The following is a 26,844-nucleotide window of genomic DNA, read 5'->3' on the forward strand; positions in this document are numbered from 1 at the left end:
CTGGTTGCAACAGCATATAACAGACTAATGGCGGCGCTGCCAAATCCACAGCGCCGTAATCGCCAGGGCAAACAACGCACCAAATCCAACGCCAATGGCTACCGCAGGAATACCCACCAACACCGCCAGTGAGTAGATACCGAGCATCAGCAACATCGCGCTGTTTTCACCCAGGTTTTGCACCGCAATAGCGTTGCCCGCACCCACGCTTTTTTTGCCCCGCTCCTGCAGTAACGCATTCAGTGGCACCACAAAGAACCCACCACACACGCCGATAAGCAGCAGCAACGCGTAGGCCGGAAGCAGCGAATGTTGAAGAGAGAAAATCAGCACCACGACGCCGATCAGTATCCCTGCAGGCATACAGCGCGACACGGTTTCCAGCGTCACCAGTTTCGCAGCCGCCCCCGCGCCGACAACAATCCCGATAGCCACCATAGCGTTGAGATAGGTCGGTGTGGCGTTATCGGTAATGCCGAGCGCAACCGGGACCCACAGCACCAGAAGAAAACGCAGCGTGACGCCCGCGCCCCAAAACAGGCTGGTTCCTACCAACGAGAAACGTGTTTCACCGTTGCGCCACAGCGAGGAGGCGGCACAGAAAAAACTACGCGCCATTTTGCCCAGATGCCAGGACTGACCGGGGCGAGCCGCGGCCAGTTTCGGGATATACAGGTTAGCCACCACTGCGCCAGCATAGGCCAGCGCACAGGCAGAAAGCGCGGCAATCACGTGCCAGTCGGCCAGAACGCCACCGGCGACAGATCCGAGCAGAATCGCGGCAATGGTGGAAGCTTCCATCAGGCCGTTGGCTTTCACCAGTTTGTCGCCGGTAGTCAGTTCACCGAGAATGCCATACTTGGCCGGAGAATACGCCGCAGCGCCAATACCCACCAGCGTATACCCGAGAAATGGGTTAACGCCGAAACAGATACTCGCCGCGCCCAGCAGCTTGAGACCGTTGGCGAACATCATCACTCTGCCTTTGGCAAAGCTATCCGCCACCTGTCCAACAAACGGCGCAAACAAAATGTAAGCGCCCACAAACACCATTTGCAGGATTGGCTGGCTCCAGTCCGGGTAGAACTGCGCCTTGAGCAAAGCCAGGGTAGCAAACAACAACGCGTTATCGCCAAACGCTGACAAAAACTGCGCGGCGATAACGGACATCATCCCTTTTGACCAGATTGACGTGCTAGTGTGTACTGACTCACGCATGTTGTTTTTCCGGTTCATCGACCCAGTTTTTCAGTGTCACAAAATCTGGCTTACCGCTGCCGAGCAGAGGGAGTTGTTTCAGGTGGCGGATATCACGCGGTACGGCAAGCTCTGGAATACCGTGGATGCGCGCATACTGGAGTAATCTTTCACGGGTCAGCTCGCTGTCGGTAGTAAACAGCACCAGCGCTTCCCCTTTATTGGCATCGCTCTTGATAGCCGTGGCATGCATTTTGTCAGCAGATACTGCCAGCGCCAGCTGTTCAACCATCTCCAGTGACACCATCTCACCGGCAATTTTGGCAAAGCGCTTGGCACGCCCCTGAATCTGTACAAAGCCATTTTCATCAAAGCGTACAACATCACCGGTGTCGTACCAGCCGTGTTCTATCTGACCCTGCGCATTTTCTGCGGTTGGGACTTCCAGTACACCTGGCTTTTCGACGCGTAGATAGCCGCTCATAATATTAGGGCCTTTCAGCTGTAAACGCCCGCCATCTTCAATACCAGGAACCGCCAACAGTCGGGCATCCATACCAGGCAGAATGCGCCCTACCGTTCCCGATTTCGCCGCCATCGGTACGTTAATCGACACCACCGGCGCACATTCCGTCACGCCATAGCCTTCAAGGACGCGCAGGCCAAACTTCTCCTGCCACAACTGCTTTGTGCTGTCTTGCAGCTTTTCGGCTCCGGCAACAACATAGCGCAGACGGTGGAAATCGTACGGATGAGCAAACCGCGCATAATTGCCGAGGAACGTTGAGGTACCAAACAGTACGGTGCAGTTACGGTCATATACCAGCTCAGGAACGATGCGGTAATGCAGCGGACTGGGGTACAAAAACACTTCAGCACCGGTCAGCAACGGCGTGAATAACCCTACCGTCAGGCCAAAAGAGTGAAATAGCGGCAATGCTGACATAAAGCGATCGTCGGCAGTGAAATCGGCAATCGTCTTAATCTGCTCGACGTTCGCCAGAATGCTCTTATGGCTGTGTACGACACCTTTCGGGTGGCCTTCTGATCCTGAGGTAAAGAGGATCACCGCAGCTTCTTCCGGCTGCTGCTTCACCTGTGCCAGATGCGGCGCCAACAGATGAGAAAAAATCCACAGCCTATCGCCAAAGGTCACATCGGCCTTCAGATCTTCCAGATACACCCAGCGCACCTGGGTGAGCTGTTCCGGTAGGTGCCAGAGTTTGCCTTTATCGAGAAATTGTCGGGAAGTGAAGATCGTTTTGATTTCAGAGGCTGTAATGGCGCTGGTTAATCCTTTCACGCCCGCCGTATAGTTCATCATCGCCGGGATGCGTCGACGCGCAATGGCGCCAAAAATGACCGCCGCGCTGATCCCCGCATTTGGCAGCATCAGGCCGATTTTTTCACCTTCCGCGCTATATTTCTCCAGAATACGAGCCACAAAGAGTGTCTTCGTCAGCAGTTTGCGGTAGCTGTCCGGCGTAAAGTTAACATCTTCAATGCAGTTTTTGCCTGCGCCAAACCGGTATTTTGCCGCCAGTAGCGACTCGTATAACGTTTCACGCGGGCGGACGGCCATACGCGCTTCCATCATAATCTGATGCAGCATTTCACCGGCGATTTTGCGGCGATCGCGAGCACGCGGCGCTTCCGGCATCGGCATTTGGGTCGGTGGCAGGATATGCAATTGAATACGCGGAAAAAATCGCTGTTTAACCAGACCTTTCAGGCGGCTAAAATGGGTCAGTTCCGCGCCTTCAATACGCACAGGCACCACCGTCGCCTTTGATTTTGCGGCAACGAACCCGGCACCATCGTAGATTTTCATCAGTGAACCGGTGGTCGAAATACGTCCTTCCGGGAAAATAACCACCGGGCGACCCTGCTCGACCAGGCGTACCAGATGTTTAATCGACATCGGTTTGGTTGGGTCTAGCGGTACGAAATCAATCAGTGGAGTGAGCCAGCGCATATACCATTGCTGGCTGATCGAGGTGTAAACGGCAAAAACGGGGCGAATCGGTAAAAAGAGCGCCAGCAGGATACCATCGATAAATGAGACATGGTTGGGCGTGATTAAGACGCGTTCTCCCCGTAGCGCGCTGACATCGCCCGTGACGCGAACACGAAACAGCACGCGAAACAGATTTCGAAAAAAGCCAAATAGCATCTCAACTCCCTGTGCCATTAATTATATAAACATCAATGATGGGAGAGTATACGAGTTGGGGAATGGGCGCGACAGATAACGGGTAAATAGAATCCGAAAAAAAACCTGCGCATCCGCGCAGGTCGGTGCAAGAGACAGGTACGAAGTGCGTACCGAATAATCTCACCAATCAATACCTCTGGGATCTTGATTGTGGTCGTCACCGCGCCGTTCCGCCAGTTGGAAAACGCAAAGGAATGAACCCAAGTGCAACGAGTTGTGTAAATTATCGGTTACTGTTACAGATACGCCGTACGCAAAAAAAAACCTGCGCATCTGCGCAGGCTGGTGTAAATTTTGTGATCAACCCGAAAGTTGATTTCACCTATCAATACCTCTGGGATCCCAACTCTATCAATCCGCTCTCTCCCCTCACCAGCGAACAATCGCAACAGCACATCGCAAAGTGTAAGCAAAGGTTTTCATTTTCTATTTTCTGTCTTACTTCGCTCGTGTCCGCTCACATTTGCGACGTCCTGACGGGCAATCTGCTTGAACAGACAGCCGTTTTCCGTAACACTGGCGGGATGTAAGCGTTTACCCACAACAGGTACTATCATGGCGACCATAAAGGATGTAGCCCGACTAGCTGGTGTATCAGTCGCCACCGTTTCTCGAGTGATCAATGACTCCCCCAAAGCCAGCGAAGCATCGCGTCTGGCTGTAATGAGTGCAATGGAATCACTCAGCTACCACCCCAACGCCAACGCGCGTGCGCTGGCACAACAATCTACTGAAACCGTCGGTCTGGTAGTCGGTGATGTGTCCGATCCGTTCTTTGGGGCAATGGTTAAAGCTGTCGAGCAGGTGGCCTATAACACCGGTAACTTTTTACTGATTGGCAACGGCTACCATAACGAGCAAAAGGAACGTCAGGCGATTGAGCAGCTTATTCGCCACCGCTGCGCAGCCCTCGTGGTCCACGCTAAAATTATCCCGGATGCCGAGCTGACATCATTGATGAAACAAATCCCCGGGATGGTACTGATCAATCGAATCTTACCGGGATTCGAACAACGCTGCGTTGCGCTGGACGACCGTTACGGTGCCTGGCTGGCAACCCGTCATCTTATTCAGCAGGGTCATACGCGCATCGGTTATCTGTGTTCCAACCACAGCATTTCAGATGCGGAAGATCGTTTGCAAGGCTATTACGACGCGCTGGCGGAAAGCAATATTCCGGTAAACGATCGACTGGTCACGTTTGGCGAGCCCGATGAAAGCGGCGGCGAGCAGGCAATGACTGAGCTGCTTGGTCGCGGCAAAAACTTCACGGCTATCGCCTGCTATAACGACTCAATGGCGGCGGGCGCTATGGGTGTATTAAATGATAACGGCATTGATGTGCCGGGAGAAATCTCGCTGATTGGTTTTGATGATGTACTGGTTTCACGCTACGTGCGCCCACGGCTGACGACGGTACGCTACCCTATCGTGACGATGGCAACCCAGGCCGCCGAACTGGCGCTGGCGCTGGCCGAAAAACGCCCGGTCCCGGAAATCACTCACGTCTTTAACCCAACGCTGGTACGTCGGCATTCCGTTTCGGCGCTGACTGAGCCGGGAAATTCTTTGTCAAACGATTAATCAGGATTACGTCATGACAACGATGTTAGACGTTTCACGACATGCTGGCGTATCGAAAGCGACCGTTTCACGCGTACTTAATGGTACGGGGCAGGTTAAAGAAAGCACGCGCCAGAAAGTCTTCAACGCCATGCAGGCATTAGATTATCGGCCTAATTTTTTAGCGCGCTCACTGGCAAACCGCACCAGCAACAGCATTGGTTTAGTGGTATCTACATTTGATGGCTTCTACTTTGGTCGCCTGCTACAACAGGCTTCGCGCCAGACGGAGTCTCACGGTAAACAGCTGATTGTCACCGACGGCCATGACACACCAGAGCGTGAGCAGGAAGCCGTTCAAATGCTGGCCGACCGACAGTGCGACGCTATTATTCTCTACACCCGCTACATGAGCGAAAAGGCGATTATGTCGCTGATGAGCCGCATTGATATGCCATTGCTGGTCATTAACCGCGACGTCAGCCAGGCCCGCGACCGCGCAATTTTCTTTGAACAGGAAGACGCGGCGTTTCAGGCCGTCGATTACCTCATCTCGCAAGGACATCGCGATATTGCCTGCATCACCGTACCAGGCCATACACCAACCGGTAAATCTCGGTTAATGGGATATCGTAAGGCGCTGGAAAAAAACGGTATTCCCTGGGAACCCGCCAAGGTCAAATACGGTGATTCAACGATGACCAGAGGCTATGAAGCCTGTCGTGAACTGTTGGATGAAGGAGTGATATTCAGCGCGCTGTTCGCCTGTAACGATGACATGGCGTTAGGTGCATCGAAAGCATTACATCAGGCAGGACTAAAGATCCCCGAGGATGTTTCGTTGTTTGGTTTTGATGATGCGCCCAGCGCGAAATGGCTGGAGCCGGGGCTGTCTACCGTTTATCTGCCGATCGATACCATGATAACCACGGCAATCGATCAGGCTATCCGTCTGGCCAACGGCGAAAGCGTGGAGCCGATCCCACCGTTTACCGGCAAACTGGTGTTACGGGAATCGGTGACAACGGGGCCGAACTTCACGTAATCAGATGCCGGATGGCGGCTTCGCCTTATCCGGCCTACAGGCCCCACCGTTTATTTCGTAGGCAGGATAAGCATAGCGCCATCCGGCGTTTCATAAAGCTGTATTCAGATTAATTCCAGCGCTAACAGCTCATCAATAGTCTGACGACGGCGAATGAGTCGCGCCACGCCGTTATCGAACAGAACCTCCGGCAGCAGCGGGCGGCTATTGTAGTTCGACGACATCGACGCGCCATACGCACCGGTATCATGCAATACCAGGTAATCTCCCGGCACTACCGCAGGTAATAGACGGGTTTCGACTTTACCGCCTTCCTGTTGGGTAAAAACATCGCCCGATTCGCACAGCGGCCCGGCAACCACCGTCTCAATCTGCGCCGCATTATCCAGCGAGCGGCCATCCCCGGCCAATGCGGAGATATGGTGATAGCTGCCGTACATTGCTGGCCGCATCAGATCGTTGAAGCCCGCGTCGATCAGCACGAAGTGGCGACTGCCCATCTCTTTCACACTGCGCACCTGCGCCACCAGCACACCCGCTTCGGCCACCAGAAAACGTCCTGGCTCGATCTCAAGCTTCACCGGATGCCCCAGATGTTTGGCGATTTGCTCTCGTGCGGCGTTCCACAGTCCGAAGTAGTGATCGGTGTTGATCGCCTCTTCTCCTTCGCGATATGGGATCGACAAACCTCCGCCCGCAGATATAGCCTCCAGATCCTGACCTAATTCAACAACCTGACGCACCATCGCGCCACACACTTGCTCCAGATGGCCGTAGTCCACACCGGAGCCGATATGCATGTGAATGCCCACCAGTTTCAGTTGATAACGCTGAATCACCTCCAGCGCCGCCGGAAGGTCGCTATACCAGATACCGTGCTTGCTGTTCTCGCCGCCGGTATTGGTTTTCTGGCTATGCCCGTGACCAAAACCTGGGTTGACGCGCAGCCATACACGATGCCCTGGCGAAACCTGACCCAGTTGTTCCAGCATATCAACCGACCCGGCGTTTACTGGAATACGTAGCTCATGCACCCGGGCCAGCGTCGCCTGGTCAATCATATCGGCGGTAAAGACGATTTCATCATTCTCCGGCACAAAACCTGCTGCCAGCGCACGTTCAATCTCACCCAGCGAGACGGAATCCACCTTCACGCCCTGCCCACGCATCAGACGCAAAATATGAATATTCGAGCAGGCCTTTTGGGCAAAACGCACCACATCAAACTGACTCAGTTTGGCTATCTGCGCGCGGATAATCTGCGCATCGTAAACCCATACCGGACAGCCGAATTCGGCGGGCAGACGCAGCAGGTTATCTGCGGTCAGGTCAGTATCAGTGCTGTTGAGTGGACGTGGCATGGTGTGCTCCGGTATTGGCTTTTTTATGATTACGCCACAGCCCGAAGAGAATAAAAAATATCGTTTTATCGCGAGTCTATGCAAAAATGATATGGAATGTTTATTTGAGGATCGCCGATGCCTGCCGTTAACTTGCGCCACATTGAAATTTTTCACGCCATTATGACAGCAGGCAACCTGACGGAAGCCGCACGGATGCTGCACACGTCGCAGCCTACCGTCAGTCGCGAGCTGGCAAGATTTGAAAAAGTTCTGGGGTTAACACTGTTCGAACGTACGCGAGGCCGGCTGCATCCCACAGTGCAGGGGCTACGCCTGTTTGAAGAGGTGCAACGTTCGTGGTATGGCCTGGACAGAATTGTGAGCGCCGCAGAGAGCCTGCGTGAATTTCGTCAGGGTGAGCTGTCGATTGTCTGCCTGCCAGTGTTCTCACAGTCCTTTTTACCGCCGCTGCTGCAGCCATTTCTCGAGCGCTATCCGCAGGTCAATATTCAGATAGTGCCGCAGGAGTCGCCGCTGTTGGAAGAGTGGCTGTCGGCACAGCGCCACGATCTCGGGTTAACTGAGACCCTGCATACCCCCGCCGGGACTAAACGCACTGAATTACTGTCGCTGGATGAAGTTTGCGTGCTGCCACAGGGACATCCGCTGACCGGGAAAGCAGTATTAACACCGCAAGATTTTCAGGGGGAAAACTATATCAGCCTGTCGCGCACCGACAGTTATCGCCAGTTGCTGGATACCCTGTTTAATGATCATCAGGTCAAGCGCCGAATGGTCATAGAAACGCACAGTGCCGCATCAATTTGTGCGATGGTACGTGCCGGCGTGGGGATCTCGGTAGTGAACCCGCTGACCGCCCTGGATTACGCAGGCAGCGGGATTGTAATCCGGCGTTTTAGTGTTTCGGTGCCTTTTACCGTCAGCCTGATCCATCCACTGCATCGCCCGGCATCCGCGCTGGTTGATGCTTTTACAGCACATCTACAGGCCCATCTCCACCGGCTTACTGACCCGCTGGAGGCTATTTTGCAATCTCAGGTGAAAGCATAAACGTCACGGCATCCTGCGCATGGATCGCCGCGGTATCGAAGACCGGCAACGGGCTCATTTCAGTGGGAACCAGCAGGCCAATTTCGGTGCAGCCAAAGATCACCCCTTGTGCCCCCTGACGAGCCAGTCGCTCAATCACGCTCAGGTAATAATCGCGGGAAGTTTCGCTAAATTCACCAAGGCACAGTTCCTCGAAAATAATCTGGTTTATTTTCTGTCGGTCGTCAGCGTCAGGGATTAGCGTGCTAATGCCAAATTCCATCTGTAAACGCCCACGATAGAAATCCTGTTCCATGGTGTAACGCGTGCCCAACAGCGCGACGTTACTCATCTTCTGTTGTTGTATGGCCCGACCTGTTGCATCGGCAATGTGCAAAAACGGGACATCGCAGGCCGTTTCAATGGCCTCGGCCACTTTATGCATAGTGTTGGTACACAGCACAATTCCCTCAGCTCCCGCTTGCTGTAACCCCACCGCTGCCTGCGCCAGGATCTCCCCTGCCCGCTGCCAGTCACCGTTCGACTGACACGCTTCAATCTCATGGAAATCGACGCTGTGCAGCAGAATTTTCGCAGAATGCAGACCGCCCAGATTCTGCTTAACCCCTTCATTAATCAGACGATAATAAGGAATAGTAGATTCCCAGCTCATTCCGCCTAACAGACCGATCGTTTTCATCATTTACCCTTATTCGTGGTTGTCCTCCCAGTGAACCAAAGATGTGATCAACTTTCCACATCTGCCGGCGCACATTTCCTTTTTTTATTTTCTGATATAAATTTAATGAAATAATGTTTCATTTTATTGCAAGGATATCGAATGTTTATTTTTCATAAAGAAACCACGCTTGAAGATCTGGGTAACGGCGTTACCCGGCGTATTCTGGCTCACGATGGCAAAATGATGGCCGTGGAAGTCAATTTCGAGCAGGGCGCAGTTGGCCCGATGCACAGCCATCCGCATGAACAACTCACGTACGTTTTATCGGGCGAGTTTGAATTTACGATTGGGGAAGAAAAGCATGTCGTCAGTGCAGGAGACACCCTGTACAAGCAACCCAATATTATGCACGGCTGCGTCTGTTTACAGCCGGGAACATTACTCGATACCTTCACCCCGGTACGCGAAGACTTCCTGCAGGCGTAATCTCTCTATTCTCGAACCTTGTTATACAAAAATGCCGGGTATCGCTTACGCTTACCCGGCCTGCACGAGACGTCATCCGACACTGCGCCTCACTACTTACACCCCAATATCTCTTAACTTCTCGCCAGCCATCAGCTTACGTTCGATATGCTCAAGCGTAACGTTTTTGGTTTCAGGAATAAGCCAGAAGGTAATACCAATAAATACGACGTTCAGTGCGGTATAAAGCCAGAACGTACCGGCTGCGCCAATGCTGTCGAGCAGCGTCAGGAACGTTGCGCCGATAATCATGTTCGACACCCAGTTGGTGGTGGTGGAGCAGGTAATACCAAAATCACGGCATTTCAGCGGCTGAATTTCCGAACACAGGATCCACACCACCGGCGCGGCGCTCATCGCATAGCCTGCAATACACATCATCGTCATGCCAACTGACAGCCAGGATAGCCCACTGGAAGCCGTGCCGTTATCAAACTGCATCAGGCAATAACCAAGCACCAGCGTCCCAATGGCCATCACGCTGAAACCAATTTTCAGCGCCGGTTTGCGTCCGGCTTTATCTACTGTAAAAACAGCAATAAAAGTCGCGAACATAAAGGTTAAGCCAACGACTAACGTGGCAATCATCTGCTGTTCAGTCGTGGTAAAACCGGCCATTTTAAAAATACGTGGGGCGTAGTACATAATGATGTTCATCCCGGTGAACTGCTGCATCGCCTGCAGTAACATCCCAAGAAAAACTGCGCGGCGCACGTTACGGTTAATTTTAAACAACGCCCAACCGCCCTGCTTCAGCTTCAGGCTTTCACGAATTTCGTTCAGTTCATCACGGGCCTTTTCTGAGGTATCACGCAACATGCGTAATACTTCTTCGGCTTCGATGTGGCGGCCTTTCTCCGCCAGCCAGCGCGGGCTGTTTGGCAGGAAAACAACCAGGATAATCAGTAACACCGCCGGAAGCGCCAGCACGCCCAGCATAGCGCGCCAGTTACCGCTGTAGCTAAACGCCGTATCAGATAAAAAGGCCAGTACGATCCCCAGCGTTACCATCAGTTGATACATGCTGATCATCTTGCCGCGCACGTTCTCACTGGCCATTTCGGAGAGATAGAGCGGCGCGGTGTAAGAGGCGATACCTACGGCAACGCCCAGTACCACGCGGGCAAAAATGAGCATTTCCACGCTTGAAGCAAATGCTGACCCCAGGGAACCAACGACAAACAGGATCGCCCCGGCCATCAGACTGTATTTGCGTCCCAGTCGGAATGACAACCAGCCGTTAAACAGCGCACCAATTGCCGCGCCAAGCATCATACTGCTGACCACCCACTCCTGCAGGCGACTGGTCAGGACAAAGTGATCGGTGATAAAAGGCAACGCGCCGGCAATTACGCCGATATCGAGGCCAAATAACAACCCTGCGACAGCCGCAGAAATAGAGACAAACAAGTTCATACGTCGCGTATCGCGCTGCGTACGCGGTGTTAAAGCAGCTTCATGATTAATTGAGACCATTTTTTCCTGCCAGATACAGAGTAAGCCATGTCGATGAAAGTAAGGGATCCCTTGCAGGAAGCGTCAGGCAGGAAACGGCAAAAACATGGATAAAATTGCTGCACCACATCGTTATGTGATGGATATTCCAATTTTAAAATTTATCGCTAATTACTCAATTAAATTTAATGCACTGATATTAAAGAGTATTAATTATTGCAAACCCATACATATATAATTATGTATGGATTAATTTATAAACAGAATATGGATTAAAATAACTTAACACCAAAAAAAACCCTGCCATTGGCAGGGTTTGTTGATGCTGGACGGTAAATTAACGCGCCAGCCACCCACCGTCGACCGCAACGGTATAACCGTTAATGTAGTCAGATGCGCTGGACGCCAGGAACACTACTGGCCCCATCAGATCGCTTGGCAGACCCCAACGGCCCGCCGGGATACGATCGAGAATTTCGGCGCTACGCTGCTCATCAGCACGCAGTTGCTGCGTGTTATTGGTCGCCATATAACCCGGCGCGATCGCATTCACGTTGATGTTATGTTTTGCCCACTCGTTGGCCATCAGACGGGTGACGCCCATTACGCCGCTTTTAGACGCGGTGTAAGACGGCACTCGGATGCCGCCCTGGAAGGAGAGCATAGAGGCGATGTTGATAATTTTGCCGCCATTACCCTGCGCGATAAAGTGCTTCGCCGCCGCCTGAGACATGAAGAACACGCTCTTAATGTTCAGGTTCATCACGTCGTCCCAGTCTTTTTCGCTGAAGTCGATAGCATCTTCACGACGGATAAGACCGGCGTTGTTGACCAGAATGTCGATATGACCGAATTCTGCGACCGCACGCTCCAGCAGTGCCGGAATACCATCAATCTGACGCAGATCGGCGGTCAGGCTTAAAAAACGGCGGCCCAGGGCGGTAACACGTTCGATGGTTTCAGTCGGCTCAACAATGTTGATACCCACGATATCGCAGCCCGCTTCCGCCAGGCCCAGCGCCATACCCTGACCCAGACCGGTGTCACAACCCGTCACAACGGCGACTTTACCTTCAAGAGAGAATGCATTCAAAATCATTGTAAATCCTTAAATTTTTATAATGCCCGCCACAGGCAGGCAAGGCTGTCGCCCGCAACTAGCGCAGATCTTTGACTGCAACATGGTCCATATCATCAAAGACCTGGTTTTCGCCGACCATGCCCCAAATGAACGTATACGCTTTTGTGCCGACGCCGGAGTGAATTGACCAGCTCGGAGAAATCACCGCCTGCTCGTTGTGCATCACTATATGACGCGTTTCCTGAGGCTGCCCCATCATGTGGAAGACACAGGTGTCCTCTTCCATATTGAAGTAGAAATAGACTTCCATACGGCGTTCATGGGTATGGCACGGCATGGTGTTCCACAGGTTGCCCGGCGCCAGTTCGGTCAGGCCCATGCTCAGTTGGCAGGTTTCCAGTACGTCCGGCACAAAATACTTGTTGATGGTACGGCGGTTACTCGTGAGATCATCACCCAACGTCACTGGCGCAACGTCGGCTGGGGTCACTTTTTTGGTTGGATAAGTCATGTGTGCCGGCGCGCAGTTATAATAGAACTTGGCGGGTTTTGCAGGGTCAATGCTTGCAAAAACAACTTCTTTTGCCCCTTTACCGACATACAGCGCATCGCGATGACCAATTTCATAGCACTGACCGTCAACGGTAATCGTGCCCGGTCCACCGATGTTGATCACGCCTAACTCACGACGCTCCAGGAAGTAGGTTACGCCCAGCTGTTTGCCAACTTCACCACCCACAGAGACGGTTTTGCCCACAGGCATAATGCCGCCAACAATGATGCGGTCGATGTGGCTGTAGACCATGGTGTATTCATCTGCGACAAACACTTCTTCTACCAAAAACTCATTACGCAGCGCCTGGGTATCCAGGGTTTTCGCATGCGCACTATGGATGCTTTGTCTTACGTCCACATTTACCTCCAGTGATAAATTGACCGTGAATTCTTGAGCGATAGCAAAACGCCGTTCCGTTTTACCTAATGCGTTCATGATATCCCTCCCGGGACGGGTTTTCAATTATAACTAAAACGATGTTTCACTTTTTCCGCATCTTATTATCAAAAGTGTAAGTGCGATCACGCCAGCGCGTATAAATAGCGAAATAGGTTTAAATAAAATCATTGAATAACAATAAGATAAATTTATTCATTCACTAGAGGTGGGGATAAAAAATGGAAAATTCAGCCGAGTTTATAGGCCGATAAGATACCTTTTCTAACAAAGTGCGCAGTTAATCACATGAAATGAAACAATGTTTTGATAAGTTGACTGTGTTTAGAGTGTATGTTTCTGTAACTGGCCTTGCCCTCCTGCTGGAGGGCTTTTTTACAGGTGCAGGGAAAACACGTAGAAAGGCGTTTAAGACGGTAAATGTAAGATCGTTAATCTCGTTCGATAGCGAGCGCCACCCCCTGACCGCCGCCGATACACAGCGTTGCCAGTCCTTTGTGCGCCCGGCGTTTCACCATTTCATGCACCAGCGAAACCAGAATTCGGCAGCCAGATGCGCCAATCGGATGACCGAGCGCAATGGCCCCACCGTTCACATTCACCCGACGCTCGTCCCATTCCAGCATTTTCCCAACGGATAATGCCTGCGCGGCGAAGGCTTCATTGGCTTCAATCAAATCGACATCCGCCAGTTGCCAGCCGACGCGCTCAAGGCAGCGACGCGTCGCGTATACCGGAGCTATCCCCATGAGAGCAGGATCGACACCGACGCTGGCAAAGGCGCGAATGCGCGCCAGTATGGGTAAATTCAGCGCCTGCGCTTTGGCTTCGCTCATCATCATCACCGCGGCAGCGCCATCATTGATAGATGACGCGTTGCCCGCCGTGACCGAACCGAGTCTGTCGAAGGTAGGATCCAGACGCGCCAGCCCTTCGGCGCTGGCATCGGTGCGCGGCTGCTCGTCGGTATCCACCACAAAGGATTGCCCGTTACGCTGGGTCACTACCGGCACGATCTCATCTTTAAAGCGCCCGGCATCAATTGCCATCCGCGCTTTGTGCTGCGAATGAAGCGCGTAGGCGTCCTGTAATTCGCGGCTGATACCATATTCCCGTGCCAGATTTTCAGCGGTAACACCCATATGGTAGTCGTTGAAAGCATCCCACAGCCCGTCATGTACCAGGCTGTCGACCAGTTGGCTGTTCCCCAGCTGTGCGCCGGTGCGGCTATCCGTAAGGACATGCGGGGCACGGCTCATATTCTCTTGCCCGCCCGCAATCACAATGTCGGCTTCGCCGCACTGGATAGCCTGGGTCGCCAGATGCAGCGCTTTCAGACCCGAGCCGCAGACATCGTTAATGGTGATGGCGGAAACGGTATTGGGTAGCCCACCATTGATGGCGGACTGACGCGCCGGATTCTGCCCTGCACCTGCGGTAAGTACCTGTCCGAGGATCACTTCATCCACGGCGTGAACATCCACGCCCGTGCGTTCCAGTAACGCCCTGATCACCATGCTACCTAATTCAACGGCAGAGTGGCGCGCCAGCGTCCCCTGGAAGCAGCCAATCGGTGTCCTTAACGCCCCGACTATCACAACCTCTTTCATCACCACCTCAGCGCAAAATAACACCGCAATAGTAGATGATTGTTAAAAAGAGTTATCAAGGTTGTTTAAAAACGGTGATTTTTATCACAAAGGAAATTCGTATCATTTATTGGTCATCTGAACGCCACTCTGCTGTAAATGGTCGCGCAACCAACTTCCCGCCACGCCTGGCGGGGATTTCTTATTCCACAACAGATCGATAGAGATAGCCTTTGGCCAACCGGGCAGCGTCAATGGAACCAGCGGCTTTTCTGCGGCAAATTCTTCTACCAGCGCGCAAGGCAGCGCGCACCAGCCGAATCCCTGAACCGCCATACTCAGCAGCAACAAATAGTTGGGAGCAGACCACACAGGGCCGCGCGCCACGTTGGTACGGCTTTCCAGATAGGTGTTCAGACGCAGCTCGCGCCAGGTATGCAGCTGTTCCCACTGCAGTTTTTCCTGCGCCGCCAGCGGATGCGAAGCCGCAACATATAATCCCATCCAGGTTTGCATCGGCAGGCGCGTGACGCCCATGTCGGTCGGGTAATCCTCCCGCGCTTCGATCAACCCCACCTGAGCACGTCCTTTTTGCAGCAGATCGATCACGTCCTCGTCTTCACCAATCAGACATTCAAACTCGGTATGGGGAAACTTACGGTCAAACTGCACCATCAGTTCTTCCAGCACATCCGGATGCAGCGTATCTGACAACACGAAGGTCAAACGCGCTTCCGTTTCACCCGACAGCGAAATCGCCGCTTCGTCCAGACGATCGCTCGCTGACAGAATGGCCTGCACATAACCCAGCACCCGCTTACCTTCTTCGGTCAGCGTTGGCTGGCGTGATGAACGGTCAAACAGCGCAAAACCAAGGTCGGCTTCCAGATGCGCAATGGCCGTACTGATGGTGGACTGGCTTTTGCGCAGCCGCCGGGCCGCTGCAGAAAATGAGCCGCAAGAAACGGTCTCTACAAATGCCGTTAACGCTTCAGGAGAGTAACGCATGAACTATCTACTTTATCGATGGATACTATCTTTTAGATATCACATAAAACGATAAAATTGCCACCATTCCGTTATCCGGGCATCAAAGAAGGTTTTAGGTTATGCAACACGATACAGTCCAACGTCGCTCGTTAATGGAGCGCATTTTTCATGCCGTCTGCTTTGAAGGCATTGCCACCGCTGTTCTCGCACCAACCACCGCATGGTTGATGCAGCGCTCGGTACTGGAAATGGGCGGGCTGACCATTCTGCTGGCAACGACAGCAATGATCTGGAATATCATATATAACGCCCTGTTTGACCGCTTATGGCCGTCACATCTGGTGAAACGTACGGCTAAAGTACGCGCATTCCACGCGTTAGGTTTTGAGAGTGGTTTTATTGTGATCGGGGTGAGCATCGTGGCGTATGTGCTGAACGTCAGCCTGTTTCAGGCATTCACGTTGGAAATAGGTTTCTTCCTGTTCTTCCTGCCGTACACCATGTTCTATAACTGGGCATATGACACGTTACGCGAGCGTGTTATGAAGCGTCGCCAGCAGCGCGTTACTGCCTGATAATTCAAACAATAGCCGGAATTTTCTCAATTCCGGCTATTCATCCATTCACCAGCCCACTTGTTCACACCTCCCCCAGCCCCTCTCATTTGTGGTAAATTGCGCTTCTTTTTGTTTATTTTATAGTTGATACGTTCAAATAATGTCGAAATTTTGGTCAAAAGAAGAGACTCTCTGGAGCTTCGCACTATATGGGACTGCCGTCGGCGCAGGAACCCTCTTCCTCCCCATACAGCTGGGTTCTGCAGGTGCGGTGGTATTGTTTATCACCGCTCTCGTCGCCTGGCCTTTAACCTACTGGCCGCACAAGGCGCTGTGCCAGTTTATCCTGTCTTCAAAAACGTCGGCTGGTGAGGGGATCACTGGCGCGGTTACACACTACTACGGCAAGAAAATTGGCAGCCTGATCACGACGCTTTATTTTATTGCCTTCTTTGTGGTGGTGCTGATCTACGCCGTGGCGATAACCAACTCACTCACCGAACAGCTGGCAAAACATATCGAGATAGATCTTCGCGTGCGTATGCTGGTCAGTCTGGGCGTGGTACTGGTGCTGAATTTAATTTTTCTGATGGGTCGCCAGGCCACCATCCGGGTGATGGGCTTTCTGGTGTTCCCGCTCATCGCGTATTTTTTGTTCCTTTCACTCTACCTGACCGGAAGCTGGCAGCCAACGCTACTCACCGGCCAGATGTCTGTCGATCAGCACACGCTTCATCAGGTTTGGATATCTATTCCCGTGATGGTTTTCGCTTTTAGCCATACGCCAATTATCTCCACGTTCGCCATTGATCGACGTGAGAAATACGGCGAGCAGGCCATGGGTAAATGCAAAAAAATCATGAAGGTAGCCTACGTCATCATCTGCCTGAGCGTGCTGTTTTTCGTTTTCAGCTGTTTGCTTTCGATTCCGACAAACTATATCGAGGATGCAAAAAATGAAGGCGTGACCATTCTGTCAGCACTATCGATGATGCCAAACGCGCCGGCCTGGCTGTCAATCTCCGGGATTATTGTTGCCGTCGTGGCGATGTCAAAATCGTTCCTCGGCACCTACTTTGGCGTAATTGAAGGGGCGACAGAAGTTGTAAAAACGTCGCTGCATCAGGTAGGTGTGAAGAAAAGCCGGGCCTTTAACCGCGCCCTGTCCATTATGTTGGTCTCAAGCATCACGTTTATCATCTGCTGCATTAACCCGAATGCCATTTCAATGATTTACGCGATCAGTGGGCCGCTGATTGCCATGATTCTGTTTATCATGCCGACATTGTCTACCTATCTGATCCCGGCGCTGAAGCCGTACCGTTCAGTGGGGAACCTGATAACGTTGATTGTCGGTCTGCTGTGTGTATCCGTGATGTTTTTTGGCTAAATGACGTTATCAACGGCTCATTCATCAGTGCGTGAATGAGCCGTTAAACTAACTTATTTGATGTACGAATCCAGCACTTTCAGGATCACATCCAAATCCTCTTCACGCTTTATTTCATCGCCCTGATGCACAATGTGCTCGGTCAGATGACCTTTAATCACTTCGCGCATTAATCCATTTACCGCCCCGCGGATCGCCGCTATTTGCTGCAATACCGCCGCGCATTCATGCGGTTCATCCAGCATGGTTTTCAACGCCGCTACCTGCCCCTGAATCTTACTGGTTCGGGCTTTCAGCTTCTGTTTGTCGCGGATCGTATGTGACATAACTTTACCTTTTTAACGTCTGGCTGTAGCGACAATACCATCGACATTCTACTGGGGGGTAGTATTTGATACTGGGGGGGAGTAGAATCCGGTGAAACAAAACAACTAAGAATCATTCTCATGGGTGAGTTTTCGACGCTTCTTCAGCAAGGCAACGCCTGGTTTTTCATTCCCAGCGCGATCTTATTGGGCGTGTTACACGGTCTGGAACCGGGGCATTCCAAGACAATGATGGCGGCCTTTATTATCGCCATAAAGGGGACTATCAAGCAGGCGGTGATGCTGGGGCTGGCGGCTACCCTGTCGCATACCGCTGTGGTGTGGTTGATTGCGCTCGGCGGGATGTATATCAGCAAAGCGTTTACAGCCCAGGCCGTGGAGCCCTGGCTGCAGTTTGTCTCGGCGATAATTATTCTCGGGACCGCATTCTGGATGTTCTGGCGGACCTGGCAGGGAGAGCAGAACTGGCTGGCCCAGACGCATCACGACCACGATCACGGGCATCACCACCACCATGATCATGACGATCATCACCACCACCATCATGACCACGATGACGATCATCACCATCACCATGACCACGATCATAACCATGCCGCGTTAGCAGGGCTGAGCGAGGGTTCGAAAGAGTATCAGGACGCGCACGAACGCGCACATGCCACCGATATTCAGCGCCGCTTTGCGGGCAAAGAGGTCACCAACGGCCAAATTTTATTGTTTGGCCTGACCGGCGGGTTAATCCCGTGTCCTGCGGCCATTACGGTACTGCTGATTTGTATCCAGCTCAAAGCCTTTACGCTGGGGGCAACGATGGTGCTGTGCTTTAGCCTCGGGCTGGCGATAACGCTGGTAACGGTGGGCGTGGGCGCGGCAATCAGCGTGCAGCAGGCGGCCAAACGCTGGAGCGGATTTAACACGCTGGCACGCAAAGCGCCCTATTTTTCCAGCGTGCTCATCGCGATGGTCGGCGTATATATGGGGATTCACGGCTATATGGGGATCGTCGGTTAATATATGGGAGCGCAGCAGCGATAGCCGCTGCGCGTAGAACCAGGCTAGCTTGCGACATTCCCCCACACCAGTTGCCCTTTATGGAAGGTCGCAGTGCGTGGGGAGATTCGCGCGACCGCTTCCGCCGAGCAGGAGGCATCCACCAGCACAAAGCTGGCTTCATCCTGCGCTTTCGGCCAGACGCGCTCACCTTTATCGTTAAGCGGCAGCACATCACCGGTAGCGAGAAACAGCGCCCGCGACAGGTTGAGTTCATTCGGGCGAATATAGAGCTGCGCGTACAGATTCGCCTTCTCCAGCATGTCTCCCAGGCCGTACGGCGACCAGTGGTCAATCACGCTGTCGGTGCCGGTAATCACTTCCACGCCTTTGTCGCGCAGCTGTTTTAGCGGCATGTGCATCGTGCCAATCGGCACCGTCGAGGCAATGGTAATCTGCTGCGCCGCCATGCGGGTTGCCAGTTCATCCACCTGCTGCTCGTTCAGCGTAGACAGCGCAAACGCGTGGCTGATGGTCAGTTTGCCCTTTAACTGCGGCGTTTTCTCCACCGTTTCCACCATGTAATTCACCGCCGCCACGCCCGCCGGACTGGTTTCATGCAGATGGATATCCACGCCTTTGTTGTAATCGAGCGCAATCTGGAACATGGTATCGAGTGATTTTTCCATCGCGCCGTCGACGCTGGTTGGGTCCAGACCGCCGACATACTGCGCTCCCGCCTGCATCGCTTCACGCATTAACGGTTCAGATTTTGATAACAGCAGGCCATGCTGCGGAAACGCCACGATTTCGCAGGCAAAACCCGGCTGGCGACGCGCCAGCACCGCCTGCAGGTTCTCCAGGTTTTTCAGTCCGGAAACCGGTTCGATATTGCAATGACTGCGGGCAATCGAGGTGCCTTTTGATTGCAGCAGATCGATAAGCTTTTCCGCCCGCTCCTGGGTATAAGGCTGGAGTTCAGGCAGCAGCTTTTGCTCCAGGCGAATCATATCCTGAATGGTGGTGCCCGCCGGACGGTTCAGCGAACGCCAGGGACCGCCGTAAAAGGTTTTATCCAGATGGATATGCATGTCGCGCATGGCGGGCAGCATCAGCTTTCCACCCGCATCGTAGTGCGGCAGCGCCGCATCCGGATGCTGCTTATTCTCGCGCAGCGCAACAATTTTCCCGTCCTGGATTTCAACGGTTTGCAGCGCGGTACGGGTATGTACCACCACCGAGTTTTCGTAATCAAACCCCGCTTCCAGCAGGACGTTATCCAGGTAATAGTGCTTATCGTTAATCGTCATTGTGCTCTTCGACCCGCAGGTGTTCCCGACAGGATTAGCAGCATACGTGACCGGAGCCACTGCGCCAAACAGCGCGGCAGCAGTGACCATTTTTCCGCTCTGGCTTAAAAATTCACGGCGGCTGTTACTTTCCTTCATTCGCATCTCCTCTCAGGAATGGACAATATGGGTGCCCGTTTCACCGCGCAGTGCGGCGGGCAGGCATTCCGGCGTGGTGATGATTACCCGCTTACCGCCACGCGCAAGGAACGTCAGGCTGGCAACGATTTTGGGTAACATACTGCCCGGCGGGAAGTGACCTTCCTGCATGTAGCGGGTCATTGTCGCAATATCCACCGTATCCAGCGCCTGCTGGTTGGGTTTGCCGAAGTGAATACACACTTTCTCTACGCCGGTGGTGATCACCAGAATGTCGGCGCGGATCTCCTGCGCCAACAACGCCGTGGAGAGATCTTTATCAATCACCGCATCCACGCTGTGATAATCCCCGTGCTCGCTACGCACCACCGGGATCCCGCCGCCGCCTGCGCCGATCACCACAAAACCTTGCTGAGTCAGCGTTTTGATGGCCTCTGCTTCAACAATACGTTTGGGTTCAGGGGACGCCACAACCCGGCGGTAGCCGCGCCCCGAATCCTCGACAAAGCGCCAGCCCGGATTGACCCGCAGCAGCTCATCGCGCTGCGCTTCGCTAAAGAACGCCCCGATAGGCTTGGTCGGATTAGCGAAGCCCGGATCGTTTTTGTCGACCTCCACCTGCGTGACCACCGTCACTGCCTTCTGCTCGCCGCGTCGTGCCAGTCGGTTGTTCAGCGCCTGTTGGATCAGATAGCCGATGCCGCCCTGCGTATCAGCTACGCAGTTTGCCAGCGGGGTGAGTGGCAACCCTTCGCGTTCGTGCGCGATTTCCGCACGCCGGAGATCCAGCCCCACCTGCGGCCCGTTACCGTGTGTCAGCACAATGTTGTAGTCCGATGCCAACATCTCCAGCACCGTGTCCGCCACCGCCTTCACCGCTTCAGCCTGGTGCTCAATCGACTGGCTGGCGTTATCTTTGATAATGCTGTTGCCGCCAATGGCAACGACCACAAGTTCTTTCATCGTATTTTCTTCCGCTTGCAGGCGATTCAGGTTGTTTTCGTCGGTTCCTGCTCAGGCGCAGTAGCCGCTTCACGACTGTCGAGAATATGTTTGACGACAAACATGCCGCTCATCATCAGGTAGGCCACAACAAACATCATCGAGCTGCCCTCAGCAAAGCCAACTGCCGGGGAGTGGATCACGCCAAACAGCGACAGCAGTGCCCCAAAGGCTGCGGCAATCGCCCCGCGTAACGGCTTATTCATAATGGCGAAGATAGCGACACAGCCCCACAGCATGCTGGCCAGCGGCGCGCCGCTTCCCAGATGCACCAGTCCGTCGTAATAGACGCCTTTGCTGTGCAGCAGGTCACTGCCCAGTTTCCCCGCAGAGGTTCCGGCGGCGCCCATCACGCTGTTAACGATGGTCAATGCCCAGTTGGCAATCCACGGGAACAGACAGATGAAGATGACGGGAACCTCGACTTTGGGCGTTTCTCGCACCACCTGGTTGGCGGTCACCACGCCGATAAACACCAGAATCGGCACTATCGCGGTCATCGGAATAATGGCGAGCATAAACGCGCCCAGCCCAAACAGCGGTACCAGGAACATGGTGATGCCTGAAGCGAGGGTATAGCCGATGCTGGCGCCCATCGCTTTCCAGCCCGCATGCCCAACATACACGGTCACCGGGAACGGATTGCCCAGCATGCAGCCGAGCATGGAGGCAAAGCCGTTCGCCATCATCACCTTACGGGTGTTGTACTCATCCCCCGCCGCGTGCGCACTTTCAATGTTCTCAAGGTCGAAAATGTAGTTCGCCAGACCCAGAGGAACCGCAGAAGCCAGATACGGCAGTGCATGCGGCAAACCTTGCAAGAAGCTGTCGACATGAATTTCCGGCGGGTTGAAGCCAAAGGAAGACATCGACGCTTTAATGGCTTCCGGGCTTTGTAAACCGGAGATCCACGCCAGGGCCGTACCGGCAATCAGCAGCAGCAAACCGGTAGGAATACGGGCAAAAATCGGCTTCTTACCGAACCAGTTAATGAAGATCAGCAACAGGACGATGAAAGAGACGGTCGGCGCTTCGAATGCCTGCAGCATCGGGTTCATCGCCAGCAGCAACAGTCCCAGGCCGGACAGACAAGAAAGCAGTACCGTACGTGGGATCATCTTGCGGATGGTTTCGCCCAGGAAGGAGCCGCCGACCAGGATTAACGCTTCTACAAAGCACCATACCAGCGCTATCTGAATCGCAAAGTTGGCATCTTTGGTTTGCTGATAAACCGGCATCAGTACCAGGAAGGTGACGGTAAAGATTGACGGTGCGCTCGGTCCGGACGGCAGCGCCGTCACGTCTTTACGCCCGGTGTGCTTTGCCATCTGCAGGCCAAACCAGGCGTAGCAGACGCTGGCCACCAGCACCGCCAGACCAAAGGCAGGCGCAATGCGACCATAGACAATTTCGGTAGGGATCCCGACGACAAAAATGAGCAGCCCCATCATTGTCAGCAGGTTAGTCAGGTTGTTGGTCATCAGCCCAAAGTAAGCTGCCCAGTCACCACGTTTCCATTCTAGTTTTATGCTGTTCATGGAATATCCTTAACAGGTTAAGCATCGTTTGCGATCGCGAAGATCGCCCAGCCCTGCAGGTAAGCAACGTTTTTCGCTTCGCTACTGTGGGGCTAACCGCGTCAGCCCCGATTGTTGTTATTGGCAGTAGCGGTCGCGCCAGTTGAGGATCGCCTTTTCAAAACAGGCGAACGGCGGGTGGACTATTCCGGCACCGATCATGCCGATCCCCGCGTCTTTGTGCGCAATGGCGGTGTTGATCACCGGCAGAATGCCGGTGCTGCCCACGCGCGTAATATCGATAGCGGTCGGTACGCCCATAAAACCAAGCAGCGGAATGGTGACGTTGGGGTTTTCGCCGAGAGTGATTTCACGCATCTGGCGCGAGAAATCAACGGCCTCTTCGACCGTACCACCCACCAGCGCCACGATAGCCGGTGCCGTCGCCATGGCGAAACCGCCAATGCCGTAGGTTTCGGTGATCGCGCTATCGCCAATATCGCGTCCTGAATCTTCCGGCTTATAGCCCGCAAACATCGGGCCAATCACCTGCTGCGCCGGACCGGTAAACCACTGACCCGGTAAGCCGCTAATGCGCAGACCGAACTCAACGCCGTTACGCGCCATCGTCGTCACCACGGTGCTGTATTCAATGCCGTGTGCAGCGTCCATTGCGGCTTTACACATCGCCATCCAGGTCGGCCCGGAGAAGTAGTCGCTGCTGAGGACGAACTCGAACACCTCACGCTGCTGCTCAACCGGATAGCCGGTCTGAATGATCCACGGCGTCAGCGCCTGAATCAGCAGCGCCGTCCCGGCGTTATTGCGGTTATGACACTCATCGCCCATGTGCAGCGCCTGCGCCAGCATCAGGCGCAAGTCTATTTCTCCCGCCAGCTTCATGGCATCGCGCAGCATTGGGCCCAGCACATCACGCATCCAGTTCAGACGATCAATAACGCTCTGATCGTTCGCCCCCATGCGCAGGATCTTCGCCATCTGCTCGCTCATATTGGTATATGCGCGGTTGCCGTAGGTTTTGTTCTCAACGATGTGCATAAACATGGATGCTGACGTCACACCCGCCATCGAGCCAACGCAGTCATGCTCGTGGCACGGAGAGAAGATAATTTCGCCCGAGGCGGCCAGTTCGGCGGCTTCATCCAGATCTTTCGCCAGCCCTTCAAACACCAGCGCACCGGTGACTGCGCCCTTCATTGCGCCGCACATTTTTTCCCAGCGGATTGGCGGTCCAGCGTGCAGGATGGTGTTGCGGGTCATCCCCGGCACGACATTGATTGCCTGGTCATAGCCAATCAGCACCGGATGCGACTGGATAATACGTTCCAGCGCCTGCTGGTTAGCGGCAGCGATTTTGTCTGCCAGCGGCGAATCGGCAATCTCGTCCAGTGCCGCAACCACCTGCATGTTGCCCTGGCCCGGCGGCGTCCAGTCGAGCTGGGTCACGGGAACGTTCTGCTTTTTCAGGTCATCGCTGAACATCGCGATACCGACGTTAATCACATTCAGCGGCTGGTTAAACAGCGTCTGGCTCATCAGGCTTCCTCCCCTTTACAGATAAATTCACGCGCCAGCAATCCGGTGTTGGTGCTACTGCTCGCCCAGATAACACCAGCATCAGTCAGCATCTGACACTGTTTTTCCAGCGATGGCGTATCAAGATCGGTTCCCAGCACATAGCCGAGGATCTCAAGCGGACGACCGTCTGCGGCGGCGATCGCTTTGGCTTCAACGATCGCATCGAGCATTACGCCAACCGGATCTTCATGCGATCCAAAGCCAAGCACAAAGTCCATCACGATCACGCCGACTTCAGGATCGCGCGCTTCCTGCAACAGACGACTAATGCGGTTGGTGGGATCGATCATCGGGTGCGGTTTACCGTTGGTGAAATCATCATCACCGAAATCAAGGAAGGTATGCGCGACGCTGCGATTGAGATCCGTGAGGCGGAATGCCGGGTCCGGATGAATGTTGCTGTACACTTCGGCATGTTTTTCCATGGCGGCAAACATCGCCTCATCGCACAGCGTGCCACCGCAGAACAAGCCACGGATGTACTTTTGTTGCGGGGTCAGACGGGCGCGAACCTCTTCAATCAGCGGCCAGTTGAGCGGATGCAGATCCAGGCTCTCTTTTTTCACGCCTGTCAGCAGTACCGCTTTCAGCGCAGCTTCTTTGGTGCCACGTGCGAACTGCAGCCCCGCTTCATCCGCAGGCGCGGCATCACGTCCAAGGAAACACACCACCACGGGCTTATGACAGGCGCGTGCACGTTCCAGTACCTTGCGGGCCACCGCAGGTGCAGGCGGTTTGGAGATCAGTGCAATGATTTCGGTTTGCGGATCGGCTTCCAACATGCCAATCGCGTCAAGCATCATCAGGCCGCCAATCTTTTCACTCAGATCGCGTCCACCGGTGCCAATCAGTTGGGAAATCCCGCCGCCAAACTCGTGAATGCGTACGCTCAGTTCCTGGCTACCGGTACCGGACGCACCAATAATTCCGATGTTGCCGCGACGAACTGCGTTGCCAAAACACAGCGCCGCGCCGTTAATGATGGCGGTTCCGCAGTCTGGCCCCATCATCAACAGCCCTTTTTCGTGCGCCAGTTGCTTAAGCATCAACTCGTCTTCAAGAGAGACGTTGTCAGAGAACAACATCACGTTGAGGTTATTTTGTAGCGCCTGACGCGCTTCACGCGCGGCAAACAGGCCATTGACCGAGATCACCGCCAGGTTGCTGTCGGGAACGTGCTTCTTCGCGCTGGCGAGCGTGGCATAGCGCGCTTCGTGCTGGCCACCCTGCTCTTTATGCGTAAACAGATCGTCAATCGCCACCAGCGTTTGCGCGTTTGCTTCGTCGCTCGCGCCTTTAATGACAATCATCAGATCGCCACTTTTCGCCTCTTCCAGTTCAGGCGTGAGCAGGCCGAGATTCTTCAGCACGCCCTTATTCATTTCTGTCGCCATAGCCACGAACGCCTGCTCCACACCATCGAGCTTATTTGCGCGTGTTGAAATAGACATCAGTGAGACCGAATCAAAGTACGTATTCTTTTTAACAACTATCCTGATCGACATAATTCCCTCCGGACCTGTGGCTCAGGGCGCAGGCATCTGCCATGCCGTACAGCATGTCGCAGCCAGAACTTGAGCCGATATTTTTAATATCAGTTATATATTGCGTAGAAACGGGTTGTTGCTCATTAATAATATGGTTCAGCAGCCGTCCAACGCTTTCCCGATAGCGCTGATGAAAAGCCTCCTCCAGCGTAATTTTACTGAGTAATGTCGTATTATTTCCGTCACGCTGCAAGGCGGCTAAAAACTCTCCCCGATATTTTCCCAGCGGGTGTCCTGGAATAAATAATATGGTACTTAGACCAACTAAATAATCATCCGATGATGGCGTCAGCCCAATCCCCAGACCAATTAAATGGCTGACCGCTGTAGAGATATTTTCTCCTGTACGCAACGCCGTCAGTAATGTTTGTCGGCGGTTGCGTAATTGACGGGTGATTTCCTGAAAAAACGGATTGTCACCCTGATACAAAAATAATGTGTCGTCGTTTCTTAGCTGTTGGCGGATAACCTCTTCCCAATGCTGCCAGCCGACTGCGGCAAGACTTGCTGCATCAGATGTCCACTGTGGCATTCGCCACGGCAGGCACCCGGAAGTTTCTATCCATTTATCATTGCCAACAACTATTCCCGACCCGCTAAAATTGACCAGCTCACCGGGGTGAAACAGGTCTTCACAATGCGTCAGCGCCAGCCGACAGCTGTTAGGTGCGTTATCACAATCTTCACTCAGTAACGTCAGCAACCGCTGCTGTTCAGGTATCAACAGGTTTACCGCGTGGGAAAAAACCTGTTCGACCCGTCCCATTCCCCGGAATGAAAG

At 53.6% G+C, this 26,844-nt stretch carries 23 protein-coding genes; 7 read left to right on the forward strand and 16 right to left on the reverse strand.

The genetic code is table 11. The annotated features are described in order from the left end of the window. Positions 1-24: 24 nt before the first annotated feature. Both lplT and aas read right to left on the reverse strand, forming a co-directional pair. Positions 25-1,218, reverse strand: a complete 1,194-nt coding sequence (gene lplT, locus AL515_RS19730) for a lysophospholipid transporter LplT (RefSeq protein WP_061068503.1) — start codon at positions 1,216-1,218, stop codon at positions 25-27. Then, positions 1,211-3,370 carry a bifunctional acyl-ACP--phospholipid O-acyltransferase/long-chain-fatty-acid--ACP ligase gene (gene aas / locus AL515_RS19735; RefSeq protein WP_061068504.1) on the reverse strand — a complete coding sequence of 720 codons (2,160 nt, stop codon included), beginning with the start codon at positions 3,368-3,370 and terminating at the stop codon, positions 1,211-1,213. The genes lplT and aas overlap by 8 nt, the downstream gene beginning before the upstream one ends. A gap of 597 nt (positions 3,371-3,967) precedes the next feature. Between aas and galR the strand changes: the two genes are divergently transcribed. Both galR and AL515_RS19755 read left to right on the forward strand, forming a co-directional pair. After that, positions 3,968-4,996, forward strand: coding sequence for an HTH-type transcriptional regulator GalR (gene galR, locus AL515_RS19750; RefSeq protein ID WP_048213115.1), 1,029 nt, complete (start codon positions 3,968-3,970; stop codon positions 4,994-4,996). Positions 4,997-5,009: 13 nt separating this feature from the next. Further along, a complete protein-coding gene (locus AL515_RS19755; protein ID WP_048213116.1) occupies positions 5,010-6,020 on the forward strand; it encodes a LacI family DNA-binding transcriptional regulator in 1,011 nt (336 codons plus the stop codon). Positions 6,021-6,124: 104 nt separating this feature from the next. Here AL515_RS19755 and lysA read toward each other — a convergent pair whose 3' ends face one another. Beyond that, positions 6,125-7,381, reverse strand: a complete 1,257-nt coding sequence (lysA, locus tag AL515_RS19760; RefSeq protein WP_061068505.1) for a diaminopimelate decarboxylase — start codon at positions 7,379-7,381, stop codon at positions 6,125-6,127. Between the two features lie 117 nt (positions 7,382-7,498). On the opposite strand from lysA, the gene AL515_RS19765 reads away from it, so the two are divergent. Further along, the gene (locus AL515_RS19765; RefSeq protein WP_048213118.1) at positions 7,499-8,434 is read left to right on the forward strand and encodes a LysR family transcriptional regulator; all 936 of its coding nucleotides are present in this window, start codon (positions 7,499-7,501) and stop codon (positions 8,432-8,434) included. Here AL515_RS19765 and AL515_RS19770 read toward each other — a convergent pair. Further along, positions 8,406-9,113: an aspartate/glutamate racemase gene (locus AL515_RS19770; protein ID WP_061068506.1), complete on the reverse strand. Its 708-nt coding sequence runs from the start codon at positions 9,111-9,113 to the stop codon at positions 8,406-8,408. The genes AL515_RS19765 and AL515_RS19770 overlap by 29 nt on opposite strands. Before the next feature lie 141 nt (positions 9,114-9,254). Here AL515_RS19770 and AL515_RS19775 point away from each other — a divergent pair, with 141 nt between their 5' ends. Beyond that, on the forward strand, positions 9,255-9,581 hold the full coding sequence (locus tag AL515_RS19775) for a cupin domain-containing protein (RefSeq protein WP_061068507.1): 327 nt from the start codon (positions 9,255-9,257) through the stop codon (positions 9,579-9,581). A gap of 96 nt (positions 9,582-9,677) precedes the next feature. Here AL515_RS19775 and araE read toward each other — a convergent pair whose 3' ends face one another. The 5 genes from araE to AL515_RS19800 all read right to left on the reverse strand — a co-directional run bounded on the left by araE (position 9,678) and on the right by AL515_RS19800 (position 15,705). After that, a complete protein-coding gene (gene araE / locus AL515_RS19780) occupies positions 9,678-11,096 on the reverse strand; it encodes an arabinose-proton symporter AraE (protein ID WP_061068508.1) in 1,419 nt (472 codons plus the stop codon). A gap of 316 nt (positions 11,097-11,412) precedes the next feature. Then, positions 11,413-12,174: a 2-dehydro-3-deoxy-D-gluconate 5-dehydrogenase KduD gene (gene kduD, locus AL515_RS19785; protein ID WP_005123393.1), complete on the reverse strand. Its 762-nt coding sequence runs from the start codon at positions 12,172-12,174 to the stop codon at positions 11,413-11,415. A 58-nt stretch (positions 12,175-12,232) separates the two neighbouring features. Beyond that, complete coding sequence (gene kduI / locus AL515_RS19790; RefSeq protein ID WP_005123391.1) at positions 12,233-13,069, reverse strand: 5-dehydro-4-deoxy-D-glucuronate isomerase; 837 nt, start codon at positions 13,067-13,069, stop codon at positions 12,233-12,235. A gap of 470 nt (positions 13,070-13,539) precedes the next feature. Then, entirely contained in the window at positions 13,540-14,718 is a 1,179-nt protein-coding gene (locus AL515_RS19795) for an acetyl-CoA C-acetyltransferase (protein WP_061068509.1), read from the reverse strand. A 102-nt stretch (positions 14,719-14,820) separates the two neighbouring features. Continuing rightward, on the reverse strand, positions 14,821-15,705 hold the full coding sequence (locus AL515_RS19800) for a LysR family transcriptional regulator (protein ID WP_048213122.1): 885 nt from the start codon (positions 15,703-15,705) through the stop codon (positions 14,821-14,823). A gap of 101 nt (positions 15,706-15,806) precedes the next feature. Here AL515_RS19800 and AL515_RS19805 point away from each other — a divergent pair, with 101 nt between their 5' ends. Together AL515_RS19805 and AL515_RS19810 are read left to right on the forward strand one after the other, a co-directional pair. Continuing rightward, the gene (locus AL515_RS19805) at positions 15,807-16,262 is read left to right on the forward strand and encodes a multidrug/biocide efflux PACE transporter (protein ID WP_048213123.1); all 456 of its coding nucleotides are present in this window, start codon (positions 15,807-15,809) and stop codon (positions 16,260-16,262) included. A gap of 142 nt (positions 16,263-16,404) precedes the next feature. Next, the gene (locus AL515_RS19810; protein ID WP_032949974.1) at positions 16,405-17,634 is read left to right on the forward strand and encodes an amino acid permease; all 1,230 of its coding nucleotides are present in this window, start codon (positions 16,405-16,407) and stop codon (positions 17,632-17,634) included. A 53-nt stretch (positions 17,635-17,687) separates the two neighbouring features. On the opposite strand, the gene rcnR is transcribed toward AL515_RS19810, so the two are convergent. Further along, the gene (rcnR, locus tag AL515_RS19815; protein WP_003033900.1) at positions 17,688-17,960 is read right to left on the reverse strand and encodes a Ni(II)/Co(II)-binding transcriptional repressor RcnR; all 273 of its coding nucleotides are present in this window, start codon (positions 17,958-17,960) and stop codon (positions 17,688-17,690) included. A gap of 120 nt (positions 17,961-18,080) precedes the next feature. On the opposite strand from rcnR, the gene AL515_RS19820 reads away from it, so the two are divergent. Beyond that, the gene (locus AL515_RS19820; protein ID WP_048213125.1) at positions 18,081-18,971 is read left to right on the forward strand and encodes a nickel/cobalt efflux protein RcnA; all 891 of its coding nucleotides are present in this window, start codon (positions 18,081-18,083) and stop codon (positions 18,969-18,971) included. 44 nt (positions 18,972-19,015) lie between these two features. Here the strand turns inward: AL515_RS19820 and AL515_RS19825 are convergent, their stop codons facing one another. The 6 genes from AL515_RS19825 to AL515_RS19850 all read right to left on the reverse strand — a co-directional run bounded on the left by AL515_RS19825 (position 19,016) and on the right by AL515_RS19850 (position 26,829). Then, positions 19,016-20,398, reverse strand: coding sequence for an amidohydrolase family protein (locus AL515_RS19825; protein WP_061068510.1), 1,383 nt, complete (start codon positions 20,396-20,398; stop codon positions 19,016-19,018). A 12-nt stretch (positions 20,399-20,410) separates the two neighbouring features. Then, positions 20,411-21,361, reverse strand: a complete 951-nt coding sequence (locus AL515_RS19830; protein WP_061068511.1) for a carbamate kinase family protein — start codon at positions 21,359-21,361, stop codon at positions 20,411-20,413. Positions 21,362-21,387: 26 nt separating this feature from the next. Continuing rightward, positions 21,388-22,938 (reverse strand): xanthine permease, encoded by a 1,551-nt coding sequence (locus AL515_RS19835; RefSeq protein ID WP_105242191.1) that lies wholly within the window; start codon positions 22,936-22,938, stop codon positions 21,388-21,390. 117 nt (positions 22,939-23,055) lie between these two features. Further along, positions 23,056-24,474, reverse strand: coding sequence for a DUF1116 domain-containing protein (locus tag AL515_RS19840; protein WP_003033887.1), 1,419 nt, complete (start codon positions 24,472-24,474; stop codon positions 23,056-23,058). Next, positions 24,474-26,021: an acyl-CoA synthetase FdrA gene (gene fdrA, locus AL515_RS19845; RefSeq protein WP_061068512.1), complete on the reverse strand. Its 1,548-nt coding sequence runs from the start codon at positions 26,019-26,021 to the stop codon at positions 24,474-24,476. The genes AL515_RS19840 and fdrA overlap by 1 nt, the downstream gene beginning before the upstream one ends. Beyond that, complete coding sequence (locus AL515_RS19850) at positions 25,999-26,829, reverse strand: DUF2877 domain-containing protein (RefSeq protein ID WP_082759595.1); 831 nt, start codon at positions 26,827-26,829, stop codon at positions 25,999-26,001. The genes fdrA and AL515_RS19850 overlap by 23 nt, the downstream gene beginning before the upstream one ends. Positions 26,830-26,844 lie beyond the last annotated feature (15 nt).

The sequence above is a fragment of the Citrobacter sp. FDAARGOS_156 genome, from assembly GCF_001559235.2.
Classification (GTDB): domain Bacteria; phylum Pseudomonadota; class Gammaproteobacteria; order Enterobacterales; family Enterobacteriaceae; genus Citrobacter; species Citrobacter youngae.

Coding starts and splice junctions, on each gene's coding strand:
- AL515_RS19840 (WP_003033887.1), bottom strand. CDS start 24,474: ATGAGCCAGACGCTGTTTAACCAGCCGCTGAATGTGATTAACGTCGGT.
- AL515_RS19805 (WP_048213123.1), top strand. CDS start 15,807: ATGCAACACGATACAGTCCAACGTCGCTCGTTAATGGAGCGCATTTTT.
- AL515_RS19795 (WP_061068509.1), bottom strand. CDS start 14,718: ATGAAAGAGGTTGTGATAGTCGGGGCGTTAAGGACACCGATTGGCTGC.
- lysA (WP_061068505.1), bottom strand. CDS start 7,381: ATGCCACGTCCACTCAACAGCACTGATACTGACCTGACCGCAGATAAC.
- AL515_RS19800 (WP_048213122.1), bottom strand. CDS start 15,705: ATGCGTTACTCTCCTGAAGCGTTAACGGCATTTGTAGAGACCGTTTCT.
- AL515_RS19835 (WP_105242191.1), bottom strand. CDS start 22,938: ATGAACAGCATAAAACTAGAATGGAAACGTGGTGACTGGGCAGCTTAC.
- AL515_RS19770 (WP_061068506.1), bottom strand. CDS start 9,113: ATGAAAACGATCGGTCTGTTAGGCGGAATGAGCTGGGAATCTACTATT.
- lplT (WP_061068503.1), bottom strand. CDS start 1,218: ATGCGTGAGTCAGTACACACTAGCACGTCAATCTGGTCAAAAGGGATG.
- galR (WP_048213115.1), top strand. CDS start 3,968: ATGGCGACCATAAAGGATGTAGCCCGACTAGCTGGTGTATCAGTCGCC.
- AL515_RS19825 (WP_061068510.1), bottom strand. CDS start 20,398: ATGAAGGAAAGTAACAGCCGCCGTGAATTTTTAAGCCAGAGCGGAAAA.
- AL515_RS19775 (WP_061068507.1), top strand. CDS start 9,255: ATGTTTATTTTTCATAAAGAAACCACGCTTGAAGATCTGGGTAACGGC.
- AL515_RS19850 (WP_082759595.1), bottom strand. CDS start 26,829: ATGGGACGGGTCGAACAGGTTTTTTCCCACGCGGTAAACCTGTTGATA.
- araE (WP_061068508.1), bottom strand. CDS start 11,096: ATGGTCTCAATTAATCATGAAGCTGCTTTAACACCGCGTACGCAGCGC.
- fdrA (WP_061068512.1), bottom strand. CDS start 26,021: ATGTCGATCAGGATAGTTGTTAAAAAGAATACGTACTTTGATTCGGTC.
- AL515_RS19810 (WP_032949974.1), top strand. CDS start 16,405: ATGTCGAAATTTTGGTCAAAAGAAGAGACTCTCTGGAGCTTCGCACTA.
- AL515_RS19765 (WP_048213118.1), top strand. CDS start 7,499: ATGCCTGCCGTTAACTTGCGCCACATTGAAATTTTTCACGCCATTATG.
- AL515_RS19830 (WP_061068511.1), bottom strand. CDS start 21,361: ATGAAAGAACTTGTGGTCGTTGCCATTGGCGGCAACAGCATTATCAAA.
- aas (WP_061068504.1), bottom strand. CDS start 3,370: ATGCTATTTGGCTTTTTTCGAAATCTGTTTCGCGTGCTGTTTCGTGTT.
- rcnR (WP_003033900.1), bottom strand. CDS start 17,960: ATGTCACATACGATCCGCGACAAACAGAAGCTGAAAGCCCGAACCAGT.
- AL515_RS19755 (WP_048213116.1), top strand. CDS start 5,010: ATGACAACGATGTTAGACGTTTCACGACATGCTGGCGTATCGAAAGCG.
- AL515_RS19820 (WP_048213125.1), top strand. CDS start 18,081: ATGGGTGAGTTTTCGACGCTTCTTCAGCAAGGCAACGCCTGGTTTTTC.
- kduD (WP_005123393.1), bottom strand. CDS start 12,174: ATGATTTTGAATGCATTCTCTCTTGAAGGTAAAGTCGCCGTTGTGACG.